Origin of the sequence: Amycolatopsis sp. CA-161197 (assembly GCF_050942255.1) — a bacterium.
Lineage (GTDB): Bacteria > Actinomycetota > Actinomycetes > Mycobacteriales > Pseudonocardiaceae > Amycolatopsis.
In genome coordinates this window covers 5532465-5555743 of the sequence record NZ_CP192059.1, presented here as the reverse complement: position 1 = coordinate 5555743, position 23279 = coordinate 5532465, and the positions used below count along the sequence as shown (strand labels likewise).

Sequence of the window (23279 nt, the reverse complement as noted above, 5' to 3'; positions counted from 1 at the left end):
CGCGGCCCGGTCAGGCCGTCACGTGCGTGCCGTCGCGCACGGTGCCCACGTACTCCTCGACGAGGTCCTCCAGCGCCACGACGCCCACCGCCTTGCCCGCGGCGTCGAGCGCCCGTGCGAGGTGGCTGCCTTCCTTGCGCATGGCCGAGAGCGCCACGTCGAGCCGCGCGTCGGCGCGCAGCTCGGTGAGCGGCCGGGTCTTCGAGTCCGGCACGCTCGTGTCGGCGCTCTGGCCGACGAGGTCGAGCACGTCCTTCACGTGGATGTAGCCGGTGAGCATGCCGTCGTCGGTGCAGACCGGGAACCGCGAGAACCCGGTCGAGGACACCGCGCGCTCCACGTCGCCGAGCGTCGGTCCACAAGGGAGGGTGGTCAGCTGCTCCGTGGGCACGAGCACGTCGGACACCGTCTTCGCGACCGACGACAACGTCTGCGAAAGCCGTTGGTGCTCCGACTGTTCGAGCAGTCCCTCGCGCCGCGACTCGCTGAGCAGCTCGGCCAGCTCGTCGGAGGTGTAGGCCGTCTCGAGCTCGTCCTTCGGCTCCACCTTCACCAGGCGCAGGAACGAGTTCGCGACCAGGTTGAGGAACCAGATCACGGGGCTCGCGAGCTTCACCCACGCCACGTGGGCGGGCACCAGCCACAGCGCGAGCCGTTCGGGCTCGGCGATGGCGAGGTTCTTCGGCACCATCTCGCCGATCAGCACGTGCAGCATTGTGATGAACGCCAGCGCGATCGCGAACGAGATCGGGTGCAGCAGCTGCTGGGGCAGGCCGAACAGGTCGAAGAACCCGGACAGCCGGTGTGCCACGGCGGGTTCGCCCAGCCGGCCGAGCAGCAGCGAGCAGATGGTGATGCCCAGCTGCGCGCCCGCGAGCATCCGCGAGACGTGCCGGCTGGCGTTGATCACGATCTTCGCGCGGGTCTTTCCCTGGTCCAGCAACGCTTCCAGGCGGTCGCGGCGCGAGGAGATCAGGGTGAACTCGGCGCCGACGAAAAACGCGTTGGCGAGCAGCAGCACCACGACCAGCGCGATGTTCAGCCAGTCGTTCACGCGACCACCTCGCGTTCGGTGACCGGCCGCGGCGTGGCGTTCTTCTTCCGCACGGCGGCCGGGTCCTGGTCGGTGTTCGGGGCCGGGCCGGGTTCCACGGGCCGCACCTCGACCTCGGCGATGCGGTGGCGGTCCATGCTCGTGACGGTGAGCCGCCAGCCGTCGACGACGGCGGCGTCACCCTCGGCGGGGATGCGGCCGAGGCGTTCGAGGATCAGGCCGGCGATCGTCTCGTAGTCGCCGTCGGGCATGCGGAAGCCGGTGACCTCGCTGACCTCGTCGGAGCGCAGCTGGCCCGACACGAGCCAGCTGTCGGAGCCGACTTGCTGCGACGCCGGGGCTTCGCGGTGGTCGTGCTCGTCGCGGACGTCGCCGATGATCTCCTCGACCACGTCCTCCAGCGTCACCAGCCCGGCCGTGCCGCCGTACTCGTCGACGACGATGGCGAGCTGGTAGCGGGAGTCGCGCAGGCGGTTGAGCAGGTCGTCGCCCGAGAGCGACTCGGGCACGGTCGGCACGGGACGCATGACCGAGCCGATGCGGACGGTCGCGCGCTCCTCGCCGGGCACGGCGAAGGCCTGCTTCACGTGCACTGCGCCCTGCACGTCGTCGAGGTCCTCGCGGTAGACGGGAAATCGCGAGAAGCCGGTGCGACGCGAGATGTCGATGAGGTCGTTGATCGTGTCGTCCACGGTCAGGGACTCGACCTGCACGCGCGGGGTCATGAGCTCGTCGGCGGTGCGCTCGCCGAAGCGCAGCGAGCGGTCCAGCAGCTCCGCCGTGGACGTGTCGAGCTTCCCGCTCTCGGCGCTGGAACGCACGATCGAGCCGAGCTCCTGCGGCGAGCGCGCGGACCGGAGCTCTTCCTGCGGCTCGACGCCGAACTTGCGCACCACGAAGTTGGCGCTGTTGTTCATGAGCGTGATGAGCCAGCGGAACAGCGCGGAGAACCGCGAGTGGTAGCCGGTCACCGCGCGGGCCGTGCGCAGCGGGCGCGCGATCGCGATGTTCTTCGGCACCATCTCGCCGAGGATCATCGACAGGAAGGTGGCCAGCACCAGTGCGACGGCGATCGACGCGCCGGCCGCGACGGCCTCGGACAGGCCGACCGCGTCGAAGACCGGCCGCACGAGCTCGCCGATCAGCGGCTCGGCGAGGTAACCGGTGATCAGCGTGGTGAGGGTGATCGCGACCTGGGCACCCGAGAGCTGGAAGCTCAGCGTGCGGTGCGCCTTCTGCACCGACAGCGAGCGGCGGTCGCCCACCTGGCGCACGTCGGCGTCGACGGTGCTGCGCTCGAGGGCGGTCAGCGAGAACTCGGCGGCGACGGCGAGGCCGGTGCCGATCGTGAGGAGGATGAAGACCAGCACACCGGCCACGGAGAGCAGGACGTGGATCATGCCGCACCGTCCGGGACGGGGGAGGGGGCGGTGGCGGTGGACGCTAGCGGGCAGCCGGGTTTTCGACCCGGCCCGGTACTGTCACCGGGCGATTGCGCGGCGCGCACGTGTGGAGTCACTCCTAGTAAGGGAATCGGCTTGTACTGCGACGATGCCGACAATCTTAACGTGCTCCGGACGCCGGACGGGTGAGAGCCGGGTGAAGCGGCGCGGCTCAGCGCGGCTGCCGGCCCAGGAGCGCGACGAGCCGCGTCGCGTCGTTCGCGGAGCGCCCGACCGCGACCGGCGGTTCGAACAGCCCGATGCCCTGCCAGTCGTCGACCCACGGGCGCACGACCTCCAGCAGGCGGGCCGCCAGGTCCGACGGGATCGGGTTCGGCTTGCCGAGCGCCACCGCGAGGTCCCACGCGTGCACCGCGAAGTCGATGGACATCTGCCAGCCGTACTCCTCGGCCGGGATCAGTCCGAAGGAGACGTGGACGGCGCGCTGCGGCACGCCGGGCACCAGCCACGCTTCGCGCGCCGTGGCGGCCGACGTCTCCCAGGCGGCGACGGGGTCGTCGCCGAGCCGGTCGCCGTCGAAGCGGTCGCCGACGTCGTCGAGGGTGGCCCCGTCGAGCAGCGGCGGGACCCACAGCTGCTCGACGACGAGGTGGTTTACGAGGTCGCGCACGGACCAGTCGGCGCAGGGCGTGTCGCGAGCCCAGTCACCGGGTCCGATGTCGTGCACGGCCCGGTCGAAGAGGGCGAGGGACCGTCCGTGCGCGTCGAGGATCTCCACGGCCACATTCAACACGAAAGTGCCGGCCGCGCAGTGTGAGCGACTAGCGGGTGGTCCCGGGCCGGTGCCGCCGGACGGTCTCCTCGACCAGGTCGAGCACGGGTCCGAGGTCGTCGCCGGGCAGGCCCATGGCGAGGTGGGAGACCAGGCCTTCGAGCACCAGCTCGAGAAAAGCCGTGAGCACGTCCACGTCCACGTCGTCGCGCAGGTTGCCGGCCTCGCGCTGGCGCATCAGCCGTTCGCGCGTGGCGGTGGTCAGCTGTTCGGAGCGCTCGGCCCAGCGGCCGCGGAACTCCGGGTCGGTGCGCAGCCGCCGCGACACCTCGAGCCGCGTGCCGAGCCAGTCGGCCGGGTGCTCGCTGTCGCCGGAGAGCAGCTCGCGCATGACCTGCACCAGGCCCTGTTCGGCCACGACGTCGGCCATCCGCACAGCGTCGTCCTCGGCGAGTGCGAGGAACAGCGACTCCTTGTCGCGGAAGTGGTGGAAGATGGCTCCGCGGGACAGGCCCGTCGCCTCCTCGAGGCGGCGGACTGTGGCACCCTCGTAGCCGTAGCGGGCGAAGCACACGCGAGAACCGTCGAGGATCTGGCGCCGGCGTGCGTCGAGGTGATCCTGGCTGACCCGTGGCATCCTGGAATCCTGACATCTGGGACGGGGTTCTCGCAATCCGTACGTACGTACTGTGACGTGGAGTCGCCGGAACCGGCCCGCTTCTTTCTTCGTCTCACCTCGGCCACGTTCTGCTGACACGGACGTGGCCGGTGGCTACGCTGTGCGCCATCACGGTGAGTGAGACTGGGGAGAGGAACGGGCCTTGATCATCGGCGAAGCGGGCCGTGCGGCCCAAACCGTCTTCGGCGACGTCTCGAGCCGCGGTCCGGTCTACGGCGGCGGGGGCGGTGGCGGTTCCTTCGAGATGGAGCCCGCCGAGCTGGACACCGTGATCGGGCTGTGGGAAGACCAGCTCACGAAGATCACGGCCGACGGCCGCAAGATCACGGAAATCGTCACGGCGCTGAAAGCTCCCGGCAAGGATCCCGCCAGCAGTGGTTACGCCACCACCGGTGGCGACTCGTTGCGCGCGCTGCAGGAGCAGAACGATTCGATGCGCCAGTACGTGCAGGGCTACCTCGAGAAGCTGAAGGCGGCGAAGGACAAGACCGTGGCGACCGACCGGGCGAACGCCGAGCTCGGCCAGGCACGATGAGGGCAACCGGCACGAGGGCGGCGTGCGCCGCGCTCGTGGTCGCCGCGATGGCGGCCGGGTGTTCGGCACCCACCGCGGGTACCGCGGAGCCGGCCCTGGGCAGTGCCTCGGGCACCGCTCCCGACGCCCGTGCACCGAAGGTGGCGGATCCGCTCGATCCGGCCGCGTACCTGGGCAAACCTTGCGCGCTCGTGCCGGAGAGCGTGCTGGCCGGGCTGCGCTATCCGGCGCCGGGCGAAGCGACCGTGACCGGGCCGTTCGCCGAGGCGGGGCCCGGTTGTGGCTGGCAGATCGGTGCGGAAGGGCTCAGCGTCCAGATCATCATCGGCACGGGGAACCGTGACCAGGGGATGGGCGGCCTCGCCGGCGTCTACCGCGCGAAGGACGCGGGGCAACTCGGCTTCGTGGACCCCGCTCCCTCGGTGGCCGGTCACCCCGCGGTGTTCAGCGATCTCAGCGACCGCAGGGCGCGCGGCAACTGCACCCTGTGGGTGGGTCTCGCGGACGACCTCGCGTTCGCCACCGCGGCCCAGGGTTATCAGGGCGAGCAGGATTCGTGCCAGGTCGCGGAAACCGTGGCGGGCGCCGTCGTCGGCACACTCAAGGGGGCTTAGGTGGACGGCAAGCAGATCTACCAGAACTTCAGAACCGGCAACACCTCGGGGCTGCGGACCGCGGCCACGCAGGTGCAGGAGCTGTCGTCGGCGTACCTGGAGCGGGCGCAGAGCATCAAGGACCTCCAGGACCGCATGGCGAAGTCCTGGACGGGCAACGGCGCCGACGCCGCCAACGCGGGCGCGGGTCCGTTGGAGAAGGCGTTCGCGGACACCGCCGACCCGCTCGACATGACCAACGCGTCGGTGGAGATGCAGGCGAGCAGCTTCGAGGACTCGAGCCACGCCGTGGTCGAGGTGCCGCCGAAGCCGGACAAGCCGAGCCCGTGGACGACGGGGCTGAAGGCGGCGATCCCGATCGCGGGGCCGTTCATGGCGGCCCACGACCAGAACTCGTACCAGGACAAGCTGAACAAGTACAACGCCGCCAACGACACCAACGTGCGCGTGATGGACCAGTACAACGGCGTCACCACGAGCACGAAGTCGGTGCTGCCGACGCAGTACGGCACGCTGCAGTCCGACGGCGCGGCGATCCGGCTGTCCACCCCGGCGCCGCCGGGGCGCGTGAGCATCCCGGGGTCGCTCGGCAGCACGACGCCCGGCGGGACGACGGGCACCGGGACGGGCGGGCGCACCTCGGCCACCGGGTTCCACGGCACCGGCGATCAGGTGATCACGGGCGGCCACACCGGCACCGGTCACACCGGCGGCCCGGGTGGCACCGGGGGAACCGGCGATCCGGGCGGTACCGGTGGTACACACCACCCGACGGACACGACCACGACGCAGAGCAGTACCGGCGGCACGAACACGGTGGTCCCGCCGGGCACCTCGACTCTGCCGGACCCGACCGCCACCCGGGGCGGCACGGCGTTCCTGCCGAACGATCGCGGCCAGACCCCGACGTCCGGCCCGACCGGCTTCATCGGCGGCGATTCCGGCGGCACCCCGGGCCGGGGTGCGTCCGGCGGCCGGTTCGGCGGCGGGACCGGCAGCGAAGGCGGTGCGGCGGAAGGCCGGGCACTGCGGGGCGGTGCCGGCACGCGGTCGGGCGTCGGTGGCCTGAACGCCGTCGCGGCCGAAGAAGCGGCCGCCGCTCGTGGTGCTTCGGCGAGCCGCGGAACGGCGATGGGACCCGCGGGTGCCGCCGGCCGCCGCGGGGAAGAGGAGGAGGACGCCGAGCACCGCCGGCCCGACTTCCTCGTCGAGCCCGATCCCGACGCCCTCTTCGGCACCGACCAGCGGACGATCCCGCCGGTCATCGGCGAGTGACGGCCGTGGCCGGACGGGTCGACGTGCCGCTGGAGGCACTCGCGGCGCTCGCCGAGCGCGAGCAGGTCGGCTCGTTGCACGTGACGCTGCGCCCCGAACCGGTGTGGCTGTCGGACCTCGAACGCGAGGAGGCCGCCAAGCGGGTCGACGACGCGCTCGCCGTGGCGGGCCTCGTCGACCGGCGCGGGCGCGCCACCGTCGACTTCCTCGACTGGCTGCCGCTGCTGTCGCGGCCGGCGGAGGAGTACTACGGCTGGGTCGCCACGGGCGGGCGCACCTACGGCGTGCTCGTCGCCGCGAGCGGGCTGCAGGCGGTGCTCGCCGTGTCCGACGGCGAGCACGTGGGCGTGCAGGAGATCGACCGGCAGCGGCTGGTCGAGACCCTTGTCGAGCAGCTGCCGGCCGTCGGTGCCGGTGGCGGCGTCCCTCGGTCGGTCCGCGTCTCCGACCTCGCCGACGCCGCGCGCCGCGGCGAGGACGCCTACCCGCTGGAGCCCGAGCTGGCCGACGTCGTCGGCCTCGTGCAGCGCCCGGTCCACGGCAGCGGCGAGCTGTACGCGGCCCGCCGCGACGAGGTCGGCCGCCGCCTGTGCGTGGCGGAACCCCTGCACTACGCCGACACCGACTGGGGCCGCTACCTCAGCCACACCGCCGGCACCGGCGCGGACGCAGTGATCCGCCTCGGCCCCGCCACCCCCGCGGAGTTGTGTCGCGCGCTGAGGGCGCTGGCCGCGGATCTGCTCTGACTCGCCGGAACGCTTCGTCGAACAAAGGACGTGCCGTGCCTGGACTGCACCCCGAGATCACCCCGTGCCGCACCGGCATGCTCGACGTCGGTGTGATCCATCTCGGCCCCGCCACCCCCGCTCAGCTGTGCCGCGCGCTGCGGGAGCCGGCCGCGGATCTGCTCTGACTCGCCGGAACGCTTCGTCGAACAAAGGAGGTGCCGTGCCTGGACTGCACCCCGAGATCAGCCCGTACCGCACCGGCATGCTGGACGTCGGTGTGATCCGCCTCGGCCCCGCCACTCCCGCGGAGTTGTGTCGCGCGCTGCGGGAGCTGGCCGCGGATCTGCTCTGACTCGCCGGAACGCTTCGTCGAGGAAAGGAGGTGCCGTGCCTGGACTGCACCCCGAGATCAGCCCGTACCGCACCGGCATGCTGGACGTCGGCGACGGGCATTCCGTGTACTGGGAGCAGTGCGGCAACCCCGCCGGGAAGCCCGCCCTCGTCGTGCACGGCGGTCCCGGCAGTGGCTGCCTGCCGGCGCACCGGCGGTACTTCGACCCGGCTCGCTACCGCGTGGTGCTGTTCGACCAGCGCGGCTGCGGGCGCAGCACGCCGCACGCGGGCGAGCCCGTCGCCGACCTGTCGGCCAACACCACCCCGCACCTGCTCGCGGACATGGAACTGCTGCGGACCACGCTCGGCATCGACGCCTGGCTGCTGTTCGGCGGGTCCTGGGGTTCGGCGCTCTCACTCCTCTACGCGGAGCGATACCCGGAGCGCGTCAGCGAGCTCGTGCTCCTCGGCCTGGCCACCGACCGGCAGGCCGAGCTGGACCTGCTCACGCGCGGGCTCGGCGCGGTGTTCCCGGCGGCGTTCGCGAAGTTCCGCGACGGCGTGCCGACGGCCGAGCGCGACGGTGACCTCGCCCGGGCCTACCACCGGTTGCTGATGGATCCCGACCCCGCCGTCCACGAAGCCGCCGCCCGCCGCTGGTGTGAGTGGGAGGACGCGATGCTCTCGATCGAACCGGCGGCGTCGCGGTTCACCGATCCCGCGTACCGGCTGGCGTTCGCGCGGCTCGTCACGCACTACTTCGCCAACGGCTGCTTCAGCGAGGACGGCGCCATCCTGCGCGACGCCCACCGGCTCGCCGGGATCCCGGCGACACTGGTCCAGGGCGCGCTCGACCTCGGCAACCTGGTCGGCACGCCGTGGCTGCTGGAACGGGCGCTGCCGGGTGCGCAGCTGCTGCTCGTCGGCGACTCCGGGCACACGACGGCCACCGGCTCGATCGGCGAGGTCCTCGTCGGCGTGCTCGACCGGGCCTGAGCACCCGGAAACCCGGTGACACGGGGAAGTCCCGCGCGGTGCCCCGCCCCGTCTCGGGACACCGCGCGACCCCCGGCCCTGCGGGCTTCCGGCCGGTTACGGGATGAGCAGGGCAGGCGCACCCTCGTTCGCCTGCGCCTCCGCCGCCCGGGCGGCGCGAGTGGTCTCGGCCAGCTGCAGGCCGGTCACCCGCGGCGGCACGCGGTCGAGGTTCCACTCCGCGAGCAGCAGCGCCACCTTCGCCTGCATTTCCGTGCGCAGCCGCAGGAACGAGTCCGCCGGGTCGGCGCCCACCTCGCCGAGCAGCAGCCACCACGCCCACGCGGCGGCACCCGCGTTCGCGACGAAGTCCGGGATCACCGCGACCCCCCGAGCGGACAACGACGCCTCGGCCTCGGGCGTCGTCGCCGCGTTCGCGGCCTCCACCACGACCTTGGCCTTCACGAGGTTCTCGTTGTCCACGCGCAGCGCGTAGGAGATCGCGGCCGGCACGAGGATGTCGGCGTCGGTCGCCACGACCGCCTCGCGCGGCAGCGTGCGGACGCCCTCGGGCAGCCGGGAGCGGTCCACCTCGCCGAAGCGGTCGCGCAGGTCGAGCAGCGCCGGCACGTCGAGGCCCGCGGGGTCGTAGAGCGTGCCCGCCGCGTCGGCCACGGCGACGACCTTCACGCCGGCTTCGTGCAGGTACCACGCGGCGCCGCCGCCCATGGTGCCGATGCCCTGGATCGCGACGGTCGTCTCCGCCGCGTCCCAACCCCACGCCGAAGCGGCGCCCAGGCAGGCCTGCGCCACGCCGTAGCCGCCGATCACGTCACCCAGCAGCAGCCCGCCGGGCACCGGCGCGTTGAGCCCGGCCTGCACCCGCCGCAGCGTGCGCTCGGGATCGGCCGAACGGTGGATCGCGGCGTGGTACGACTGCTCCAGCCCGAGCTTCTCGAAGACGGAGTCGATGAGGTGCTGCGGCACGCCCAGGTCCTCGGCGGTCACCCAGCTGGCGTCGAGCCACGGCCGCAGGAACTCGCAGAACCGCGTGAGCACGCCGAAGGCGTGGGGGTCCTTGGGGTCGAAGTCGATGCCGCCCTTGGCACCGCCGACGGGGAGGTTGAACGTGGCCGTCTTGTTCGCCATCCCGCGGGCGAGGTCCTCGACCTCGCCCATGGTGCAGCCCGCCCGCATCCGCGTGCCGCCCGTGGCGACGCCGGACACCAGGCTGTGCACGACCAGGTAACCGTGCGCGCCGGTGACGGGGTCGGTCCACGTCAGCCTCATCAACGGTTCGGCGTTCTGCGGAAGCATCGGGCCACTCACCTCCAAGAGTCAGGAGCGGCCCTCGTCGGCCGCCGCTTTCGAGGGTGCGGTCGAGACCGCCTTCGCGTCCAGTTAACGAAGCTGCACGAAGTTGTTTAGGGTTCCTGTATGGAGCTTTCGTTGCACCGCCTGCGGATGCTCCGGGAGCTGCGGCGCCGGGGGACGGTGACAGCTGCCGCGGTGTCGCTGCACTACACGGCTTCGGCCGTGTCGCAGCAGCTGGCGCAGCTCGAACGGGACGTGGGCGCGAAGTTGTTCGAACGGCTCGGCCGGCGCGTGCAGCTGACCGAGCTCGGCGTGCTGCTGACCGAGCACGCCGAGGAGATCCTGGGCTCGGTCGAGCGAGCCACGCTCGCCCTCGAGGAGGCGCAGGGCTCGATGTCCGCGCGCCTGACCGCGGGGGTGTGGGCGTCGGTGGCCTCCGGGCTGCTGCCTTCGGCGCTGACCGCGCTCGCCGCCGAGTACCCGGGAATCCAGCTGAAGACGCGTGAGCTGGCCCCCGAGGACACCGCCGAGGCGGTGCGCGACGGCACGCTCGACCTGTCGTTCGTCATCGACTACTCCGACGCGCCGACGCGGTGGGACAACGGGCTGGAGCGCGCGGTCGTGGCCATCGAACGGCTGCACGCGGCCGTGCCCGCGGGCGCGTTCCCCGCCGGTTCGGTGTCGCTCGACGAGCTGGCCGAGCACCCGTGGATCCTCGCCAGCCCGAAGTCGCACTTCGGCCGGGCGATGCGGATGGCGTGCCACCGCCACGGGTTCTCGCCGAAGATCAACCACGAGGTCGAGGAGCAGTCCACGGCCATGGCCATGGTGGGCGCCGGCCTCGGGGTCACGCTCGTGTCGGACCTCGGGCTGCGGCTGTTGCGGCCGCCCGGCATCGACGTGGTCACGTTGACGACGCCGCTGCTGCGCACGGTGTCGATCGCCTACCGGCGCACGGAGATCCGGCGCCCGGCTCTGCACCTCGTGATCGGAGCCGTGCAGTCCGCCGCCGCGGAGCTCGGTTTGGGCACCGAACCTGCCCTGCCGTGATCATCCGGACGGAGCAACGTGCGGGAACTTCAGGACAAACACCCTGGTCAGGAGACCTTACGAGAGTGTTGTGAATCTCGCGCGCGCTCGCGTGCACCTGATTTTGTCAGACCCTCCGTGTAGCGTCCGAGGACGAGAGGTCCCACCCCGCGGACCTCCTTGACTCGGACGGCGAACGATGACTGCGGTGCACGATTTTCCGGAGAAGTCCGGAAGTGCGTCGAACCTCACCGCGCGGGTGCTTTCGGACCGCGCGGCCGGGGAGGCGTACGTCGCCTCGGTGTGTTTCAAGCACGGCCCACCGAGACTGCTGGGCGTGGAACTCGAGTTCACGGTGCACCACGCCGAGGACCCGGCCCGCCCCCTCGACCCCGATGTCCTGGCCACGGCGCTCGGCCCGCACACCCCGCGGACACTGCGCCCCGACAGTCCGGCCACCCCGCTTCCGGCAGGCTCTCCCGTGAGCCTCGAGCCCGGGTGCCAGGTGGAGATCTCCGCTCTTCCTCAGGCCTCGCTGCCCGATCTGCACGCAGCCGTCTCGGCCGACCTCTCCCACCTCGTCAGCCTGCTGGCCCGGCACGGACTCGTGCTCGGCGAGTCGGGCATCGACGCCCACCGCCCGCCCCGGCGCGCCCTGCGCACTCCTCGCTACGCCGCGATGGAGCGCCGGTTCGAGCCGATCGGCGAAGGCGGGATCACCATGATGTGCAGCACCGCCGGGCTGCAGATCTGCGTGGACACAGGAGAAGCCGACCAGGTCGCCGCGCGCTGGGAGGCGGCCCACGTGATGGGGCCGCCGCTGCTCGCCGCGTTCGCCAACTCCCGGGTGCACGCCGGCCGCGACACCGGCCTCGAATCCGCGCGCTGGCTCGCGGTGCTCGAGACCGAACCGGTCCGGACCCGTTCGGCCGAGCCCGGTCCAGACCCTGCCGCCGACTGGGGGCGGCGGATGATGGACACGCCGTTGATGGTGCTGCCCCGCGGCGAGCGGCCGTGGGACGCGCCGGACGGGCTCACGTTCGCCGACTGGATCGACGGCCGCGGTGCGGCCGGGGTGCTGCGCCGTCCGACGGCGGAGGACCTCGACTACCACCTCACCACGATGTTCACCCCGGTGCGGCCCCACGGGTACCTGGAGATCCGGTACCTCGACGCCCAGCCACCCGGCGAGTGGCTGGCGCCGGTCGCCGTCGTCTCGGCCCTGCTCGCCCGTCCGTCCACAGTGGACGAGGTGCGCCGCTTGTGCGCGCCCGTGGCGGGCCGCTGGGTCGAGGCCGCGACGCGGGGCCTGGGCGACGAGGCCATCGCCGCCGTCGCGCGCAAGCTCGTGGAGCTCGGCATCGCCGAGCTGCCGACCACGGGCCTGCCGGCCGGAACCATCACTGAGATCACCGAGAGCGTGCGCACACGCGTGAACGGATCGAGGAGTCAGGAGCGATGAGCGTTACCCCGGAGCACAACCCGCTGCTGGAGCTGAGCCCGCAGAACCTGCGGGCCCACGCGGCCGAGGCCCTCACCCGGGCGCGGGCGCGCAGCGTCGTCCTCACCGACGCCGTCGACGACGAGGATCTGGTCCGCCAGCACTCGAAGCTGATGTCGCCGCTGGTCTGGGACCTCGCGCACATCGGCAGCCAGGAAGAGCTGTGGCTGGTCCGCGACGTGGGCGGGCGTGAGCCGCTGCGCCCCGACATCGACGACCTCTACGACGCGTTCCAGCACGCGCGCGCCGACCGGCCGGCCCTGCCGCTGCTCGGCCCGGCCGAGGCCCGCGCGTACGTGCGCGAGGTCCGAGAGAAGGCGTTCGACGTGCTGGAGACCGCGCCGCTGGAGGGCAGCCGGCTCACCGAGAGCGCGTTCGCGTTCGGCATGATCACCCAGCACGAGCAGCAGCACGACGAGACGATGCTGGCCACCCACCAGCTGCGCAAGGGCGAGCCGGTGCTGCACGCGCCGGAGCCGCCGGCCGCGCGGGCGGGCCGGCTGCCCGCCGAGGTCTTCGTGCCGGCCGGCCGCTTCACCATGGGGACCACGGCCGAGCCGTGGGCGCTGGACAACGAGCGCCCGGCGCACGAGATCGACGTGCCGGCGTACTTCCTCGACACCGGCGCGGTCACGTGTGGGGCCTACGTCGAGTTCCTCGAGTCCGGCGGCTACGACGAGCGGCGGTTCTGGAGCGAGCCCGGCTGGGCCTACCGGCAGGAGCACGACATCACGGCGCCGCGCTTCTGGCACCGCGAGCCGGGTGGCTGGTGGCGCACGAGGTTCAGCGTCCACGAGCCGGTGCCGGTGAACGAGCCCGTGGTGCACGTGTCGTACTACGAGGCCGAGGCGTACGCCGCGTGGGCGGGCAAGCGGCTGCCCACCGAGGCGGAGTGGGAGAAGGCCGCGCGCCACGACCCGGAGACGGGCCGGTCGCGGCGTTTTCCCTGGGGCGACGAGGAACCGACGGCCGAGCACGCCAACCTCGGCCAGCGCCACCTGCGCGCGGCCGAGGCCGGCGCGTACCCGGCCGGGGCGTCGCCGCTCGGTGTGCACCAGCTGATCGGTGACGTGTGGGAGTGGACCAGCACCGACTTCCACGGCTACCCGGGCTTCGCGTCCTTCCCGTACCGCGAGTACTCGGAGGTGTTCTTCGGCCCGGAGTACAAGGTGCTGCGCGGGGGTTCGTTCGGCACCGACTCGGCGGCGATCCGCGGCACGTTCCGCAACTGGGACTACCCGATCCGGCGGCAGATCTTCTCCGGCTTCCGCTGCGCCCGTGACCCCCGGCCCGGCGAGGTGAGCTGAGCGGCATGTGCCGGCACCTCGCGTACCTCGGCGCGCCCGTCTCGCCCGCCGAGCTCGTGTTCGCGGCGCCCCACGCGCTGCTCGTGCAGTCCTACGCGCCGCAGGACATGCGAGGCGGCGGCTCGGTCAACGCCGACGGCTTCGGCCTCGGCTGGTACCCCGAGCCCGGTGGTGCGCCGCAGCGCTACCGGCGTGCGTCTCCACTGTGGACGGACCAGACGCTGCCCGCGCTGGCCGCCGCGGTCTCGACCACGACGTTCGTCGCCGCGGTCCGCAACGGCACCACCGGGATGCCGGTGACCGAGGCGGCCGCGGCGCCGTTCACCGACGGGCGGTGGCTGTTCAGCCACAACGGCGTGGTCCGCGGCTGGCCCGGTTCGATGGCCGGGCTGGCGAAGTCGCTCGACGTGACCGAACTGCTCACGCTCGAGGCGCCCACCGACGCGGCGCTGCTGTGGGCGCTGCTGCGCGCCCGGCTCCGCGACGGAGCCGACCCGCTGGCCGCGGTCACCGACCTGATCGCCGAGGTCGAGGCCGCGGCTCCGGGTTCGCGGCTGAACTTCCTGCTGACCGACGGCACCACACTGATCGGCACCACGTGGACGCATGCGCTGTCGGTGCGGTCCGTGGCCGGCGGTGTGGTGCTGGCGTCGGAGCCGTGCGACCCGGACCCGGCCTGGACCCCCGTTCCCGAGCACCACGCCGTGCGCGTCACCGAGGCCGGCGTCGAACTGCTTCCCCTGACCCTGGATCGGAGCACCACCTCATGACGGATGTGGATCTCGAAAGCCATCGCCGCGACGTCGCGGGCGAGCTTCGCGCGGACGTGCGAACGGGCCTGACGGCGGAGCAGAAGTGGTTGCCGCCCAAGTGGTTCTACGACGCCGAGGGCAGCGAGCTGTTCGAGAAGATCACCGAGCTGCCCGAGTACTACCCGACCCGCAGCGAGCGTGAGGTGCTCGCCGCGCGGGCCGGTGACGTCGCGCGGCTCACCGACGCGCACACGCTCGTCGAGCTCGGGTCCGGGTCGAGCGAGAAGACGCGGCTGCTGCTCGACGCGCTGACCGAGCACGGCACGCTCGAGTCGTTCGTGCCCCTCGACGTGTCGGAGTCGGCGCTGGCCGAGGCCGCCGAGGCGATCGCGGCGGACTACCCGAAGCTGGAGGTGCGCGGTGTCGTCGGCGACTTCACCCAGCACCTGAACCTGCTGCCGGGCACCTCGCCGCGCGTGGTGGCGTTCCTCGGCGGGACGATCGGCAACTTCCTGCCCGCCGAACGCGCCACGTTCCTGAGGTCGGTGCGCGACGTGCTCGACGAGGGCGAGTGGCTGCTGCTGGGCACAGACCTGGTGAAGGACCGCGAGACGCTGGAGCGCGCCTACGACGACGCGGCCGGGGTCACCGCCGCCTTCAACAGCAACGTGCTGCGGGTGATCAACTCTCAGCTGGGGGCGAACTTCGACCTCGACACCTTCGAGCACGTCTCGTACTGGAACGCCGAGGACGAGTGGATCGAGATGTGGCTGCGGGCCCGGCGCGAGGTCACCGTCGACATTCCGGGCGCCGACCTGCAGGTGCGCTTCGCGGCGGGCGAGCACATCCGCACGGAGATCTCCGCGAAGTTCCGCCGTACCGGCGTCGAGGCGGAGCTGGCCGCCGCCGGGTTCGCCGTCGAGCGCTGGTGGACGGACTCCCAGGAGCGGTTCGGGGTGAGTTTGGCAAGATCTGTTCGTGCGTAACCCCCTCGAGCCCTTCGCTCGCAAGCTCGGTACCCGGCCCTTCGTGATGACGCTCTCGCGCGGCATCATCTGGACCGACCAGAAGCTGCACCGCTTCTTCGGCGGGCGGGTGAGCCTCGTCGGCATCGCGGGCCTGCCGTCCCTGCGGCTGACCACGACCGGGCGCAAGAGCGGGCTGCCCCGCAGCACGAACCTGCTGTACTTCCCGCACGGCGACGACTTCGTGCTCACCGGGTCGAACTGGGGCCGGCCGAACAACCCGGCCTGGACCTACAACCTGCGCGCGGATCCCAAAGCGACAGTCGGGATCCGCGCGCGGGTCGTGGAAGTCAAGGCCCGCGAGCTCGAAGGCGCCGAGTACGACCGGATGTGGTCCGAGCTGCTCGCGTTCTGGCCGGGCTACGAGATGGAACGCGTCGCGGCCGGGCGGCCGCTGCCGGTGTTCGTGCTGTCGCGGCGCTAGCGAAGGCGGTGCTCACCAAGACGGAGTAGGCGGTGTCGCGCCCTGCCGACGGAATCGTCGGTGACGAGGGCGTGCTGGGAAGCCGCGCAGGTTTGACGCACGAACGGCGAAGGCCGCCCCGGGGGAGTCCCGGAGCGGCCTTCGCGTGTGTTCCGACCAGACTGGTCAGGCAGTGCTAGATCAGGCGTTGGTCATCTTGCGCAGCACGTACTGCAGGATGCCGCCGTTGCGGTAGTAGTCGGCCTCGCCCGGGGTGTCGATGCGGACGTCGGCTTCGAACTCCACCTTGGTGCCGTCTTCCTTGGTGGCGGTGACGTGCACCGTGCGCGGGGTCTCCCCGTCGTTCAGCTTGGTGATGCCCGAGATGTCGAAGGTCTCCGTGCCGTCCAGCTTCAGCGACGCGGCCGACTCGCCGGCCGGGAACTGCAGCGGGATGACGCCCATGCCGATGAGGTTCGAGCGGTGGATGCGCTCGAACGACTCGGTGATCACCGCGCGCACGCCCAGCAGCGAGGTGCCCTTGGCCGCCCAGTCACGCGACGAGCCCGAGCCGTACTCCTTGCCGCCCAGCACGACCAGCGGGGTGCCCTGCGCGGCGTAGTTCTGCGCAGCGTCGTAGATGAACGCCTGCGGGGCGCCGTCCTGGGTGAAGTCACGGGTGTAGCCGCCCTGCACGTCGTCCAGCAGCTGGTTGCGCAGCCGGATGTTCGCGAAGGTGCCGCGGATCATGACCTCGTGGTTGCCGCGGCGCGAGCCGTAGGAGTTGAAGTCCTTGCGATCGATGCCGTGCTCGGTGAGGTACTTGCCGGCCGGGGTGTCGGCCTTGATCGCACCGGCGGGGGAGATGTGGTCGGTCGTGACCGAGTCGCCCAGCTTCGCCAGCACGCGCGCGCCGGAGATGTCGGTGACCGGCGCCGGCTCGGCCTGCATGCCCTCGAAGTACGGGGGCTTGCGGACGTAGGTGGACTCGGAGTCCCACTCGAAGGTCTTGCCCTCGGGCGTGGGCAGCGCCTTCCAGCGCTCGCCACCGTCGAAGACGTCGGCGTAGTCCTTGGTGAACATCTCCTGGGTGATCGAGGAGTCGATGGTCTCCTGGATCTCCTGCGGCGTCGGCCAGATGTCCTTCAGGAAGACGTCGTTGCCGTCGGTGTCCTGGCCCAGCGGCTGGCGCTCGAAGTCGAAGTCCATCGTGCCGGCGAGCGCGTAGGCGATGACCAGCGGCGGCGACGCGAGGTAGTTCATCTTCACGTCGGGGTTGATGCGGCCTTCGAAGTTCCGGTTGCCCGAGAGCACCGAGACGGCGGTGAGGTCGTTCTCCTGGATCGCGGCCGAGATCTCGTCCGACAGCGGGCCGGAGTTGCCGATGCAGGTGGTGCAGCCGTAGCCGACCAGGTGGTAGCCCAGCTTCTCCAGGTACGGCCACAGGCCGGCCTTGTTGTAGTAGTCGGTCACGACCTGCGAGCCCGGCGCCATCGACGTCTTGACCCACGGCTTGACCGTGAGGCCCTTGTCCACCGCGTTGCGGGCGAGCAGTGCCGCGCCCAGCATCACGGACGGGTTCGAGGTGTTGGTGCACGAGGTGATCGAGGCGATCACCACGGCGCCGTGGTCGAGCACGAACTCGCCGCGCTCGTCCGACTTCACCGTGACCGGCTTGGACGGGCGGCCCGACGCGCCGTTGGCGGCCGAGGCCACCGGCACGGCGTCCTCGTCGGCGAACGACAGCGAAGCCGGGTCGCTCGCGGGGAAGGTCTCCTCGATGGTCTCGTCGACCTTGGTGTGCGGCGCCGGGTGCTGCTCCTCCACGTAGTCGTGCACCGACTTGCGGAACGACTCCTTGGCGTCGGACAGCTCGATGCGGTCCTGCGGGCGCTTCGGGCCGGCGATCGACGGGACGACCGTGGAGAGGTCCAGCTCGATGTACTCGGAGTAGACCGGCTCGTGGGACGCGTCGTGCCAGAGGCCCTGCTCCTTGGCGTAGGCCTCGACGAGTGCGACCTGCTCGGCCGAGCGGCCGGTGAGCTTGAGGTAGCGCATGGTCTCGTCGTCGATCGGGAAGATCGCCGCGGTGGAGCCGAACTCGGGGCTCATGTTGCCGATGGTGGCGCGGTTGGCCAGTGGCACCGAGGCGACGCCGTCGCCGTAGAACTCGACGAACTTGCTGACCACACCGTGCTTGCGCAGCATCTCGGTGATGGTGAGCACCACGTCGGTGGCGGTCACGCCGGTCGGGATCTCGCCGGTCAGCTTGAAGCCGACCACGCGCGGGATGAGCATCGACACCGGCTGGCCCAGCATGGCGGCCTCGGCCTCGATGCCGCCGACGCCCCAGCCCAGCACGCCCAGGCCGTTGACCATCGTGGTGTGCGAGTCGGTGCCGACGCAGGAGTCGGGGTAGGCCTGGCCGTTGCGGGCCATGACCGTGCGCGCGAGGTGCTCGATGTTGACCTGGTGCACGATGCCGGTGCCCGGCGGGACGACCTTGAACTCGTCGAAGGCGCCCTGGCCCCAGCGCAGGAACTGGTAGCGCTCGCGGTTGCGCTCGTACTCGATCTCGACGTTGCGCTCGAACGCGTCGGCGCGGCCGAACACGTCGATGATCACGGAGTGGTCGATGACCAGCTCGGCCGGCGCCAGCGGGTTCACCTTGTCGGGGTCGCCGCCGAGGTCGGTGACGGCCTCGCGCATGGTGGCGAGGTCCACGACGCAAGGAACGCCGGTGAAGTCCTGCATGATCACGCGCGCGGGCGTGAACTGGATCTCGATGGACGGGTCGGCGCTGGGGTCCCAGTTGCCGAGCGCGCGGATGTGGTCGGCGGTGATGTTCGCGCCGTCCTCGGTGCGCAGCAGGTTCTCGAGCAGGATCTTCAGGCTGTACGGCAGGCGCTCGGCGCCCTCGACCTTGTTCAGGCGGAAGACCTCGTACGAGTTGTCTCCGACCTTCAGCGTGTCTTTGGCGCCGAAGCTGTCCTTGCTGGCAGGTGCAGTCACGTCTAACTCCAGTGGCGGGGACTCGCGCCGTCGCGGGTGCGGGCCCCGGGTCAGTTCGGTGTGTGTTTCGCGGTCCTCGGGAAGACCGCGACCGAGTCTTGCGCACCCCCACCGTAGGACCGGAATCGGGATGGCACACCTCGTCCGTCGCCCCAAACAGTACGCGTGTCCTGTATTCACTTCAAGACGACACGCGGAGTGAGCTGGGCCATTCGGACACGCCGAACGTCGGGGGTCCCCCGATGAGGGGAATTGGTGTCTACGGTGTGTGAGTTCCGCCTGAGGCTTGTGATAGTGGTGTGACTGCAGTGGCACGCGGTGTGATCACTGCTGGCAGGCGCTGGTGAGCGGGAGGTGGCGGGTCGTGGTGGTCCGGCGTGGACGGGTCTTGCGGCGTGGTCTCACTGTCGGCTCCTTCGCTCTCGTGGTCCTGTTCGGAGCAACGGGCACGGGCCTGGCGGTGCCGCCGCCCCCGCCCAACCCGAGCGACTCCGAGCTGAATTCGTCGAAGGCCGCGGCCAACGAGAAGGCCGGCGAGGTCGGCAAGCTCACCAACCAGCTCGCGCAGGCCGAGCAGAAGCTCAGCTCGCTGCAGGACGACGTGGAGCTGAAGCAGGAACAGGCCATGAAGGCCCTGGTCGACCTGCAGTCGGCGCAGGACGCCGCGAGCCAGGCCGAGGACGCCGCGAAGTCCGCGCGCACGCAGGCCGATGCCGCGGCGGCCGCCATCGAGAAGGCGCGCCAGGACCTCAAGGAGTTCGCGGCGGCCAGCTTCGAGCAGGGCAGCACGGTCGGCTCCATCTCGGCGTACCTGACCTCCGACAGCCCCAAGGACCTGCTGGCCCGCGCCCAGATCCTCGACTCCATCGGCGGCTCGCGCCTCAACGCGCTCGACCGCCTCCAGCAGGCGCAGACGGACAAGTCCAACAAGGACGCCGCCGCCCGCAAGGCCCTCGACGTCGCGCAGCAGAAGCAGGAAGCCGCGCGCCAGGCGAAGAGCGGCGCCGACGCCGCCCAGGCCGACGCCGTGCAGGCGCAGCAGACCCAGGCGTCGCAGAACCAGCAGCTGCAGGCGAGCAAGAGCTCGGTCGAGCAGCAGCTCTACGCGGCGCAGTCGAAGGTCAACGGCCTGCAGGGCCAGCGCCGGCGCTACCAGGACTGGCTCGCGCAGAAGCAGCGCGAGGACGAGGAACGCGCCCGCCAGGCGGCGTTGAATTCTTCGGGCGGCGGCGGCCGTCCCTCCTCCGGCGGCGGTGGCCGGCCTTCGCCCGCGGCGGGCTCGTCGATCGAGTCCGTGATCGCCCGCGCGCTCTCGCAGCTGGGCCGTCCGTACGCCTGGGGCGGCGGCAACGGCAGCGGCCCCACTCGCGGCATCCACGACGGCGGCGTCGCCGACATGTACGGCGACTACCGCAAGATCGGCTTCGACTGCTCCGGCCTGATGATCTACGCCTTCGCCGGCGTGCGCGCCCTGCCGCACTACAGCGGCTACCAGTACACCTCCGGCCGCCGCGTCCCGCTGTCCCAGATGCGCCGCGGTGACATGCTCTTCTGGGGCGGCGCGGGCGGCATCCACCACGTCGCCCTGTACCTCGGCGGCGGCCAGATGGTGGAGGCCCCGCAGTCCGGCTCGTACGTCCGCGTGACGGCCGTGCGCTACGGCGGGATCATGCCGTACGCGACCCGGCTGATCGGCTGAGGCCCTACGCTCGTCCCTCGTGACCTGGGGCGGCGTCCGCGAGCGGCTGGCGCGGCTGGCGAAGCGGCGCGCAGCGCGCTCGGTGTTCGGCGCGACCGCCCACGGGTTCCGGCCGGCTCCACCGCTGAGCGAACGCGACGTCGAGGCGATCGAGGAGCAGTTCGGGGCACTTTTGCCGGAGCCGTACCGCAGCTTCCTCGTGGAGGTCGGCGCCGGCGGGGCGGGTCCGGGTTACGGGCTGCTGGGCTTCGGCCGGTCCGGCCGGCGCTGGGAGTTCGCCGCAGGCGACCGGCGTGGCGCCTCCGTGGACCTGCGGGCGGAGTTTCCGCACCGAGAGCTCTTCCACCACGCCGAATGGCCGGACTTCACGAAGATCCCGCAGGAGCGATGGCCGCAGCTGTCCCGCTCGCTCGATGCCCGCGACGAGGCCGACACCCACGGCACCCTGCCGCTCAGCCACCAGGGCTGCGGCCACTACGACCTCCTCGTGGTGACGGGTCCCGACCGCGGCGCACTGTGGTTCGACGGCGAGGCCTCCGACGGCGGGATCGGACCGCAGGCCGACGGCCACGGCCGGATGACGTTCGACCGCTGGTACCTCGGCCGGCCGGCCGGGGTCGAGGCCGCGGTGGGCCGGCCTAGGCCGGGCTCCAGACGTACGGCGTGGTCGTGGTCACGGCGGTGAAGCCGAGGCGCTGCAGGATCGGGCGGCTCGGCGGGAGGGCGTCGACCTGGAGGTAGCGGGCGCCGCGGGTGCGGGCGGTGGCGGCGCGGTGGGCGACGAGCGCGCGGTAGAGGCCGCGGCCCCGGAAGGCCGGGAGGGTGGCGCCGCCCCAGAGGCCGGCGAAGGTGGTGCCGCCGACGAGTTCCAGGCGGGCGGCGGAGACGAAGTGCCCGGCGGACTCGGCGACGACGTGGACCGTCGTGCCGTGGTCGGCGCGGGTGCGCGCGAGGAGGTCGCGGAGGGTGGCGGCCTCGTCACTGCCGAAGATGGTGGCGCTGAGGTGGGCGATGCGGCGCAGATCGGCCTCGCCGGAGGCTTCGCGGATGGTGACGTCGGGCGGGGGCGGAGCCGAGGGGGAAATCGCGTCGAGGGGCGCGATGAGGACCGTTTCCGTTTCCTCCGGTGCGAATCCGGCGGCGAGCAGGTGGTCGGGCAGATCGGCGGGACGGTCGTGGGCGCGGGTTTTCCATTCGAAAGCTTCACCGCGTGCGGCGAAGAAGCGGACCTGGCGGGCGATGAGGGCGTCCAGCGAAGCGCCGGCCACGCCGAGGTCCGGCGGCCCCGCCACGAAACCGCGCCGGGCGCCGAGGATGCGGGTGACGGGAGCGTCGCGGTCCAGGGTCGTGCCCGGTTCCGGTGTGGTCAGCTCGGCGGTGCGCACTTCGGCGTCGTAGGCGGCCAGCAGGGGGTCGGTCATGAGAGAACGCTAGCGTGGGCGGGGGAGTAGGCGGGGGATCGCGTTCGCCGGCGGGCCGTCCATTGACTGTCCGGTGTGGACAAGCCGGAGCTGACGTGCAGGGGAAGCCGCGGTTGAGTCCACTGTGGACCACTTGCCCGCGCCCGCGCCGCCGCAGGGGAGGGTCGCGGCTGCATCGAACCGCAGGTCGAACCGGTCAAAACCGACGATCACGACACGCCGCGCGACCTGCGCCGGCGTCGCTGACACGGTCTTCACAGCTGTCACACCGCTGATGCGCTTGGCTACCGTCACGGGCCAGCGTGCCGCGCGGACTTCGACCACCGGGAAGCAGTACGGTCGCGGGCGAGCCCGGAGGAAGCAGAACCACAGGAGGCAGAGTGACCGAGCCCGGCTACGCCGAGGGCGGGAACGGGCAGCAGCCCGGCACGCCGGCGCGGGACGCCCAGTTGCTGGAACGCACCGTGTTCGAGGTCAAGCGCATCATCGTCGGCCAGGACCGGCTGGTGGAGCGCATGCTCGTCGGGTTGCTGGCGAAGGGGCACCTGCTGCTGGAAGGCGTGCCCGGTGTCGCGAAGACGCTGGCCGTGGAGACCTTCGCGCGGGTGGTCGGCGGGTCGTTCTCCCGGGTGCAGTTCACGCCCGACCTCGTGCCGGCCGACATCCTCGGCACGCGCATCTACCGCCAGGGCGCCGAGCGCTTCGACGTGGAGCTGGGCCCGGTCGTGGCCAACTTCGTGCTCGCCGACGAGATCAACCGCGCGCCCGCGAAGGTGCAGTCGGCGATGCTGGAGGTGATGGCCGAGCGGCACGTGTCGATCGGCGGCCAGACCTTCCCGATGCCCGACCCGTTCCTCGTGCTCGCCACGCAGAACCCGATCGAGAACGAGGGCGTGTACCCGCTGCCCGAGGCGCAGCGCGACCGCTTCCTGTTCAAGATCGTGGTCGAGTACCCCACGGCCGAGGAAGAGCGCGAGATCATCTACCGGATGGGCGTCACGCCGCCGGTGCCCCACGAGGTGCTCAGCCCCAGCGAGCTCGTGCGCCTGCAGGGCGTCGCGTCGCAGGTGTTCGTGCACCACGCGCTGGTCGACTACGTGGTCCGCCTCGTGCTCACCACCCGCACGCCCAACGACCACGGCCTGGCCGACGTCGCGGGCTGGGTGTCCTACGGCGCGTCGCCGCGCGCGAGCCTCGGCATCATCGCCGCCGCCCGCGCGCTCGCGCTGGTGCGCGGCCGTGACTACGTGCTGCCGCAGGACGTCGTCGACGTGGTGCCCGACGTGCTGCGCCACCGCCTCGTCCTGTCCTACGACGCGCTGGCCGACGGCGTGCCCGTGGACCACATCATCACCCGCGTGCTGCAGACGGTGCCCCTGCCGCAGGTCTCGGCCCGGCCGCAGGGCGGGACCGGGCCGGTGCCGGCGGGCGCGCCCCTCAGGTAGTCG

At 71.7% G+C, this 23279-nt stretch carries 23 protein-coding genes; 16 read left to right on the top strand and 7 right to left on the bottom strand.

Annotated features, from left to right (window positions below; all coding sequences use genetic code 11):
- Nucleotides 1–10 precede the first annotated feature (10 nt).
- The 4 genes from ACQPXB_RS25860 to ACQPXB_RS25845 all read right to left on the bottom strand — a co-directional run bounded on the left by ACQPXB_RS25860 (nt 11) and on the right by ACQPXB_RS25845 (nt 3866).
- Entirely contained in the window at nt 11–1054 is a 1044-nt protein-coding gene (locus ACQPXB_RS25860) for a hemolysin family protein (protein WP_366576271.1), read from the bottom strand.
- On the bottom strand, nt 1051–2454 hold the full coding sequence (locus ACQPXB_RS25855; RefSeq protein WP_432844729.1) for a hemolysin family protein: 1404 nt from the start codon (nt 2452–2454) through the stop codon (nt 1051–1053). Before ACQPXB_RS25855 ends, ACQPXB_RS25860 begins: the two co-directional genes overlap by 4 nt.
- A gap of 214 nt (nt 2455–2668) precedes the next feature.
- Nucleotides 2669–3235, bottom strand: coding sequence for a TIGR03086 family metal-binding protein (locus ACQPXB_RS25850; protein WP_386945406.1), 567 nt, complete (start codon nt 3233–3235; stop codon nt 2669–2671).
- A 43-nt stretch (nt 3236–3278) separates the two neighbouring features.
- Nucleotides 3279–3866, bottom strand: a complete 588-nt coding sequence (locus tag ACQPXB_RS25845; RefSeq protein ID WP_366576265.1) for a TetR/AcrR family transcriptional regulator — start codon at nt 3864–3866, stop codon at nt 3279–3281.
- A gap of 184 nt (nt 3867–4050) precedes the next feature.
- Between ACQPXB_RS25845 and ACQPXB_RS25840 the strand changes: the two genes are divergently transcribed.
- Genes ACQPXB_RS25840 through pip form a run of 7 tightly spaced genes read left to right on the top strand, consistent with a single transcriptional unit; the run spans nt 4051 to nt 8389 of the window.
- On the top strand, nt 4051–4443 hold the full coding sequence (locus tag ACQPXB_RS25840) for a hypothetical protein (protein WP_366576263.1): 393 nt from the start codon (nt 4051–4053) through the stop codon (nt 4441–4443).
- The gene (locus tag ACQPXB_RS25835) at nt 4440–5057 is read left to right on the top strand and encodes a DUF3558 domain-containing protein (RefSeq protein ID WP_366576261.1); all 618 of its coding nucleotides are present in this window, start codon (nt 4440–4442) and stop codon (nt 5055–5057) included. The genes ACQPXB_RS25840 and ACQPXB_RS25835 overlap by 4 nt, the downstream gene beginning before the upstream one ends.
- Complete coding sequence (locus ACQPXB_RS25830; protein ID WP_432844728.1) at nt 5058–6332, top strand: WXG100 family type VII secretion target; 1275 nt, start codon at nt 5058–5060, stop codon at nt 6330–6332. It abuts the gene before it with no gap.
- Nucleotides 6329–7078 (top strand): ESX secretion-associated protein EspG, encoded by a 750-nt coding sequence (locus tag ACQPXB_RS25825; RefSeq protein ID WP_432844727.1) that lies wholly within the window; start codon nt 6329–6331, stop codon nt 7076–7078. Before ACQPXB_RS25830 ends, ACQPXB_RS25825 begins: the two co-directional genes overlap by 4 nt.
- A 35-nt stretch (nt 7079–7113) precedes the next feature.
- A complete protein-coding gene (locus ACQPXB_RS25820) occupies nt 7114–7245 on the top strand; it encodes a hypothetical protein (protein ID WP_432844726.1) in 132 nt (43 codons plus the stop codon).
- 35 nt (nt 7246–7280) lie between these two features.
- On the top strand, nt 7281–7412 hold the full coding sequence (locus ACQPXB_RS25815) for a hypothetical protein (protein WP_432844725.1): 132 nt from the start codon (nt 7281–7283) through the stop codon (nt 7410–7412).
- A gap of 35 nt (nt 7413–7447) precedes the next feature.
- A complete protein-coding gene (gene pip, locus ACQPXB_RS25810; protein ID WP_432844724.1) occupies nt 7448–8389 on the top strand; it encodes a prolyl aminopeptidase in 942 nt (313 codons plus the stop codon).
- 96 nt (nt 8390–8485) lie between these two features.
- On the opposite strand, the gene ACQPXB_RS25805 is transcribed toward pip, so the two are convergent.
- Entirely contained in the window at nt 8486–9685 is a 1200-nt protein-coding gene (locus tag ACQPXB_RS25805; protein ID WP_432844723.1) for a Glu/Leu/Phe/Val dehydrogenase dimerization domain-containing protein, read from the bottom strand.
- Between the two features lie 120 nt (nt 9686–9805).
- On the opposite strand from ACQPXB_RS25805, the gene ACQPXB_RS25800 reads away from it, so the two are divergent.
- The 6 genes from ACQPXB_RS25800 to ACQPXB_RS25775 all read left to right on the top strand — a co-directional run bounded on the left by ACQPXB_RS25800 (nt 9806) and on the right by ACQPXB_RS25775 (nt 15720).
- The gene (locus tag ACQPXB_RS25800; RefSeq protein WP_285966861.1) at nt 9806–10732 is read left to right on the top strand and encodes a LysR family transcriptional regulator; all 927 of its coding nucleotides are present in this window, start codon (nt 9806–9808) and stop codon (nt 10730–10732) included.
- A gap of 178 nt (nt 10733–10910) precedes the next feature.
- A complete protein-coding gene (locus tag ACQPXB_RS25795; protein WP_366576247.1) occupies nt 10911–12173 on the top strand; it encodes a glutamate-cysteine ligase family protein in 1263 nt (420 codons plus the stop codon).
- Nucleotides 12170–13519, top strand: coding sequence for an ergothioneine biosynthesis protein EgtB (gene egtB / locus ACQPXB_RS25790; protein WP_432844722.1), 1350 nt, complete (start codon nt 12170–12172; stop codon nt 13517–13519). Before ACQPXB_RS25795 ends, egtB begins: the two co-directional genes overlap by 4 nt.
- 5 nt (nt 13520–13524) lie before the next feature.
- Nucleotides 13525–14289 (top strand): ergothioneine biosynthesis protein EgtC, encoded by a 765-nt coding sequence (egtC, locus tag ACQPXB_RS25785; protein WP_432844721.1) that lies wholly within the window; start codon nt 13525–13527, stop codon nt 14287–14289.
- The gene (egtD, locus tag ACQPXB_RS25780; RefSeq protein ID WP_432844720.1) at nt 14286–15257 is read left to right on the top strand and encodes an L-histidine N(alpha)-methyltransferase; all 972 of its coding nucleotides are present in this window, start codon (nt 14286–14288) and stop codon (nt 15255–15257) included. Before egtC ends, egtD begins: the two co-directional genes overlap by 4 nt.
- The gene (locus ACQPXB_RS25775) at nt 15250–15720 is read left to right on the top strand and encodes a nitroreductase family deazaflavin-dependent oxidoreductase (RefSeq protein WP_364048815.1); all 471 of its coding nucleotides are present in this window, start codon (nt 15250–15252) and stop codon (nt 15718–15720) included. The genes egtD and ACQPXB_RS25775 overlap by 8 nt, the downstream gene beginning before the upstream one ends.
- 180 nt (nt 15721–15900) lie before the next feature.
- On the opposite strand, the gene acnA is transcribed toward ACQPXB_RS25775, so the two are convergent.
- Nucleotides 15901–18711: an aconitate hydratase AcnA gene (acnA, locus tag ACQPXB_RS25770; protein ID WP_432844719.1), complete on the bottom strand. Its 2811-nt coding sequence runs from the start codon at nt 18709–18711 to the stop codon at nt 15901–15903.
- Nucleotides 18712–19078: 367 nt separating this feature from the next.
- Here acnA and ACQPXB_RS25765 point away from each other — a divergent pair, with 367 nt between their 5' ends.
- Both ACQPXB_RS25765 and ACQPXB_RS25760 read left to right on the top strand, forming a co-directional pair.
- Nucleotides 19079–20410 carry an NlpC/P60 family protein gene (locus ACQPXB_RS25765; protein WP_432856787.1) on the top strand — a complete coding sequence of 444 codons (1332 nt, stop codon included), beginning with the start codon at nt 19079–19081 and terminating at the stop codon, nt 20408–20410.
- A gap of 19 nt (nt 20411–20429) precedes the next feature.
- The gene (locus ACQPXB_RS25760) at nt 20430–21095 is read left to right on the top strand and encodes an SMI1/KNR4 family protein (protein WP_432844718.1); all 666 of its coding nucleotides are present in this window, start codon (nt 20430–20432) and stop codon (nt 21093–21095) included.
- On the opposite strand, the gene ACQPXB_RS25755 is transcribed toward ACQPXB_RS25760, so the two are convergent.
- The gene (locus tag ACQPXB_RS25755) at nt 21049–21831 is read right to left on the bottom strand and encodes a GNAT family N-acetyltransferase (protein WP_432844717.1); all 783 of its coding nucleotides are present in this window, start codon (nt 21829–21831) and stop codon (nt 21049–21051) included. The genes ACQPXB_RS25760 and ACQPXB_RS25755 overlap by 47 nt on opposite strands.
- 380 nt (nt 21832–22211) lie before the next feature.
- Between ACQPXB_RS25755 and ACQPXB_RS25750 the strand changes: the two genes are divergently transcribed.
- Nucleotides 22212–23276 carry an AAA family ATPase gene (locus tag ACQPXB_RS25750; protein ID WP_432844716.1) on the top strand — a complete coding sequence of 355 codons (1065 nt, stop codon included), beginning with the start codon at nt 22212–22214 and terminating at the stop codon, nt 23274–23276.
- Nucleotides 23277–23279 lie beyond the last annotated feature (3 nt).

What these genes read in the sequence shown, in the direction of transcription:
- egtC (WP_432844721.1), top strand. Translation starts at nt 13,525, where the DNA reads ATGTGCCGGCACCTCGCGTACCTCGGCGCGCCCGTCTCGCCCGCCGAG.
- ACQPXB_RS25805 (WP_432844723.1), bottom strand. Translation starts at nt 9,685, where the DNA reads ATGCTTCCGCAGAACGCCGAACCGTTGATGAGGCTGACGTGGACCGAC.
- ACQPXB_RS25795 (WP_366576247.1), top strand. Translation starts at nt 10,911, where the DNA reads ATGACTGCGGTGCACGATTTTCCGGAGAAGTCCGGAAGTGCGTCGAAC.
- ACQPXB_RS25845 (WP_366576265.1), bottom strand. Translation starts at nt 3,866, where the DNA reads ATGCCACGGGTCAGCCAGGATCACCTCGACGCACGCCGGCGCCAGATC.
- ACQPXB_RS25855 (WP_432844729.1), bottom strand. Translation starts at nt 2,454, where the DNA reads ATGATCCACGTCCTGCTCTCCGTGGCCGGTGTGCTGGTCTTCATCCTC.
- ACQPXB_RS25755 (WP_432844717.1), bottom strand. Translation starts at nt 21,831, where the DNA reads ATGACCGACCCCCTGCTGGCCGCCTACGACGCCGAAGTGCGCACCGCC.
- ACQPXB_RS25835 (WP_366576261.1), top strand. Translation starts at nt 4,440, where the DNA reads ATGAGGGCAACCGGCACGAGGGCGGCGTGCGCCGCGCTCGTGGTCGCC.
- egtB (WP_432844722.1), top strand. Translation starts at nt 12,170, where the DNA reads ATGAGCGTTACCCCGGAGCACAACCCGCTGCTGGAGCTGAGCCCGCAG.
- egtD (WP_432844720.1), top strand. Translation starts at nt 14,286, where the DNA reads ATGACGGATGTGGATCTCGAAAGCCATCGCCGCGACGTCGCGGGCGAG.
- ACQPXB_RS25800 (WP_285966861.1), top strand. Translation starts at nt 9,806, where the DNA reads ATGGAGCTTTCGTTGCACCGCCTGCGGATGCTCCGGGAGCTGCGGCGC.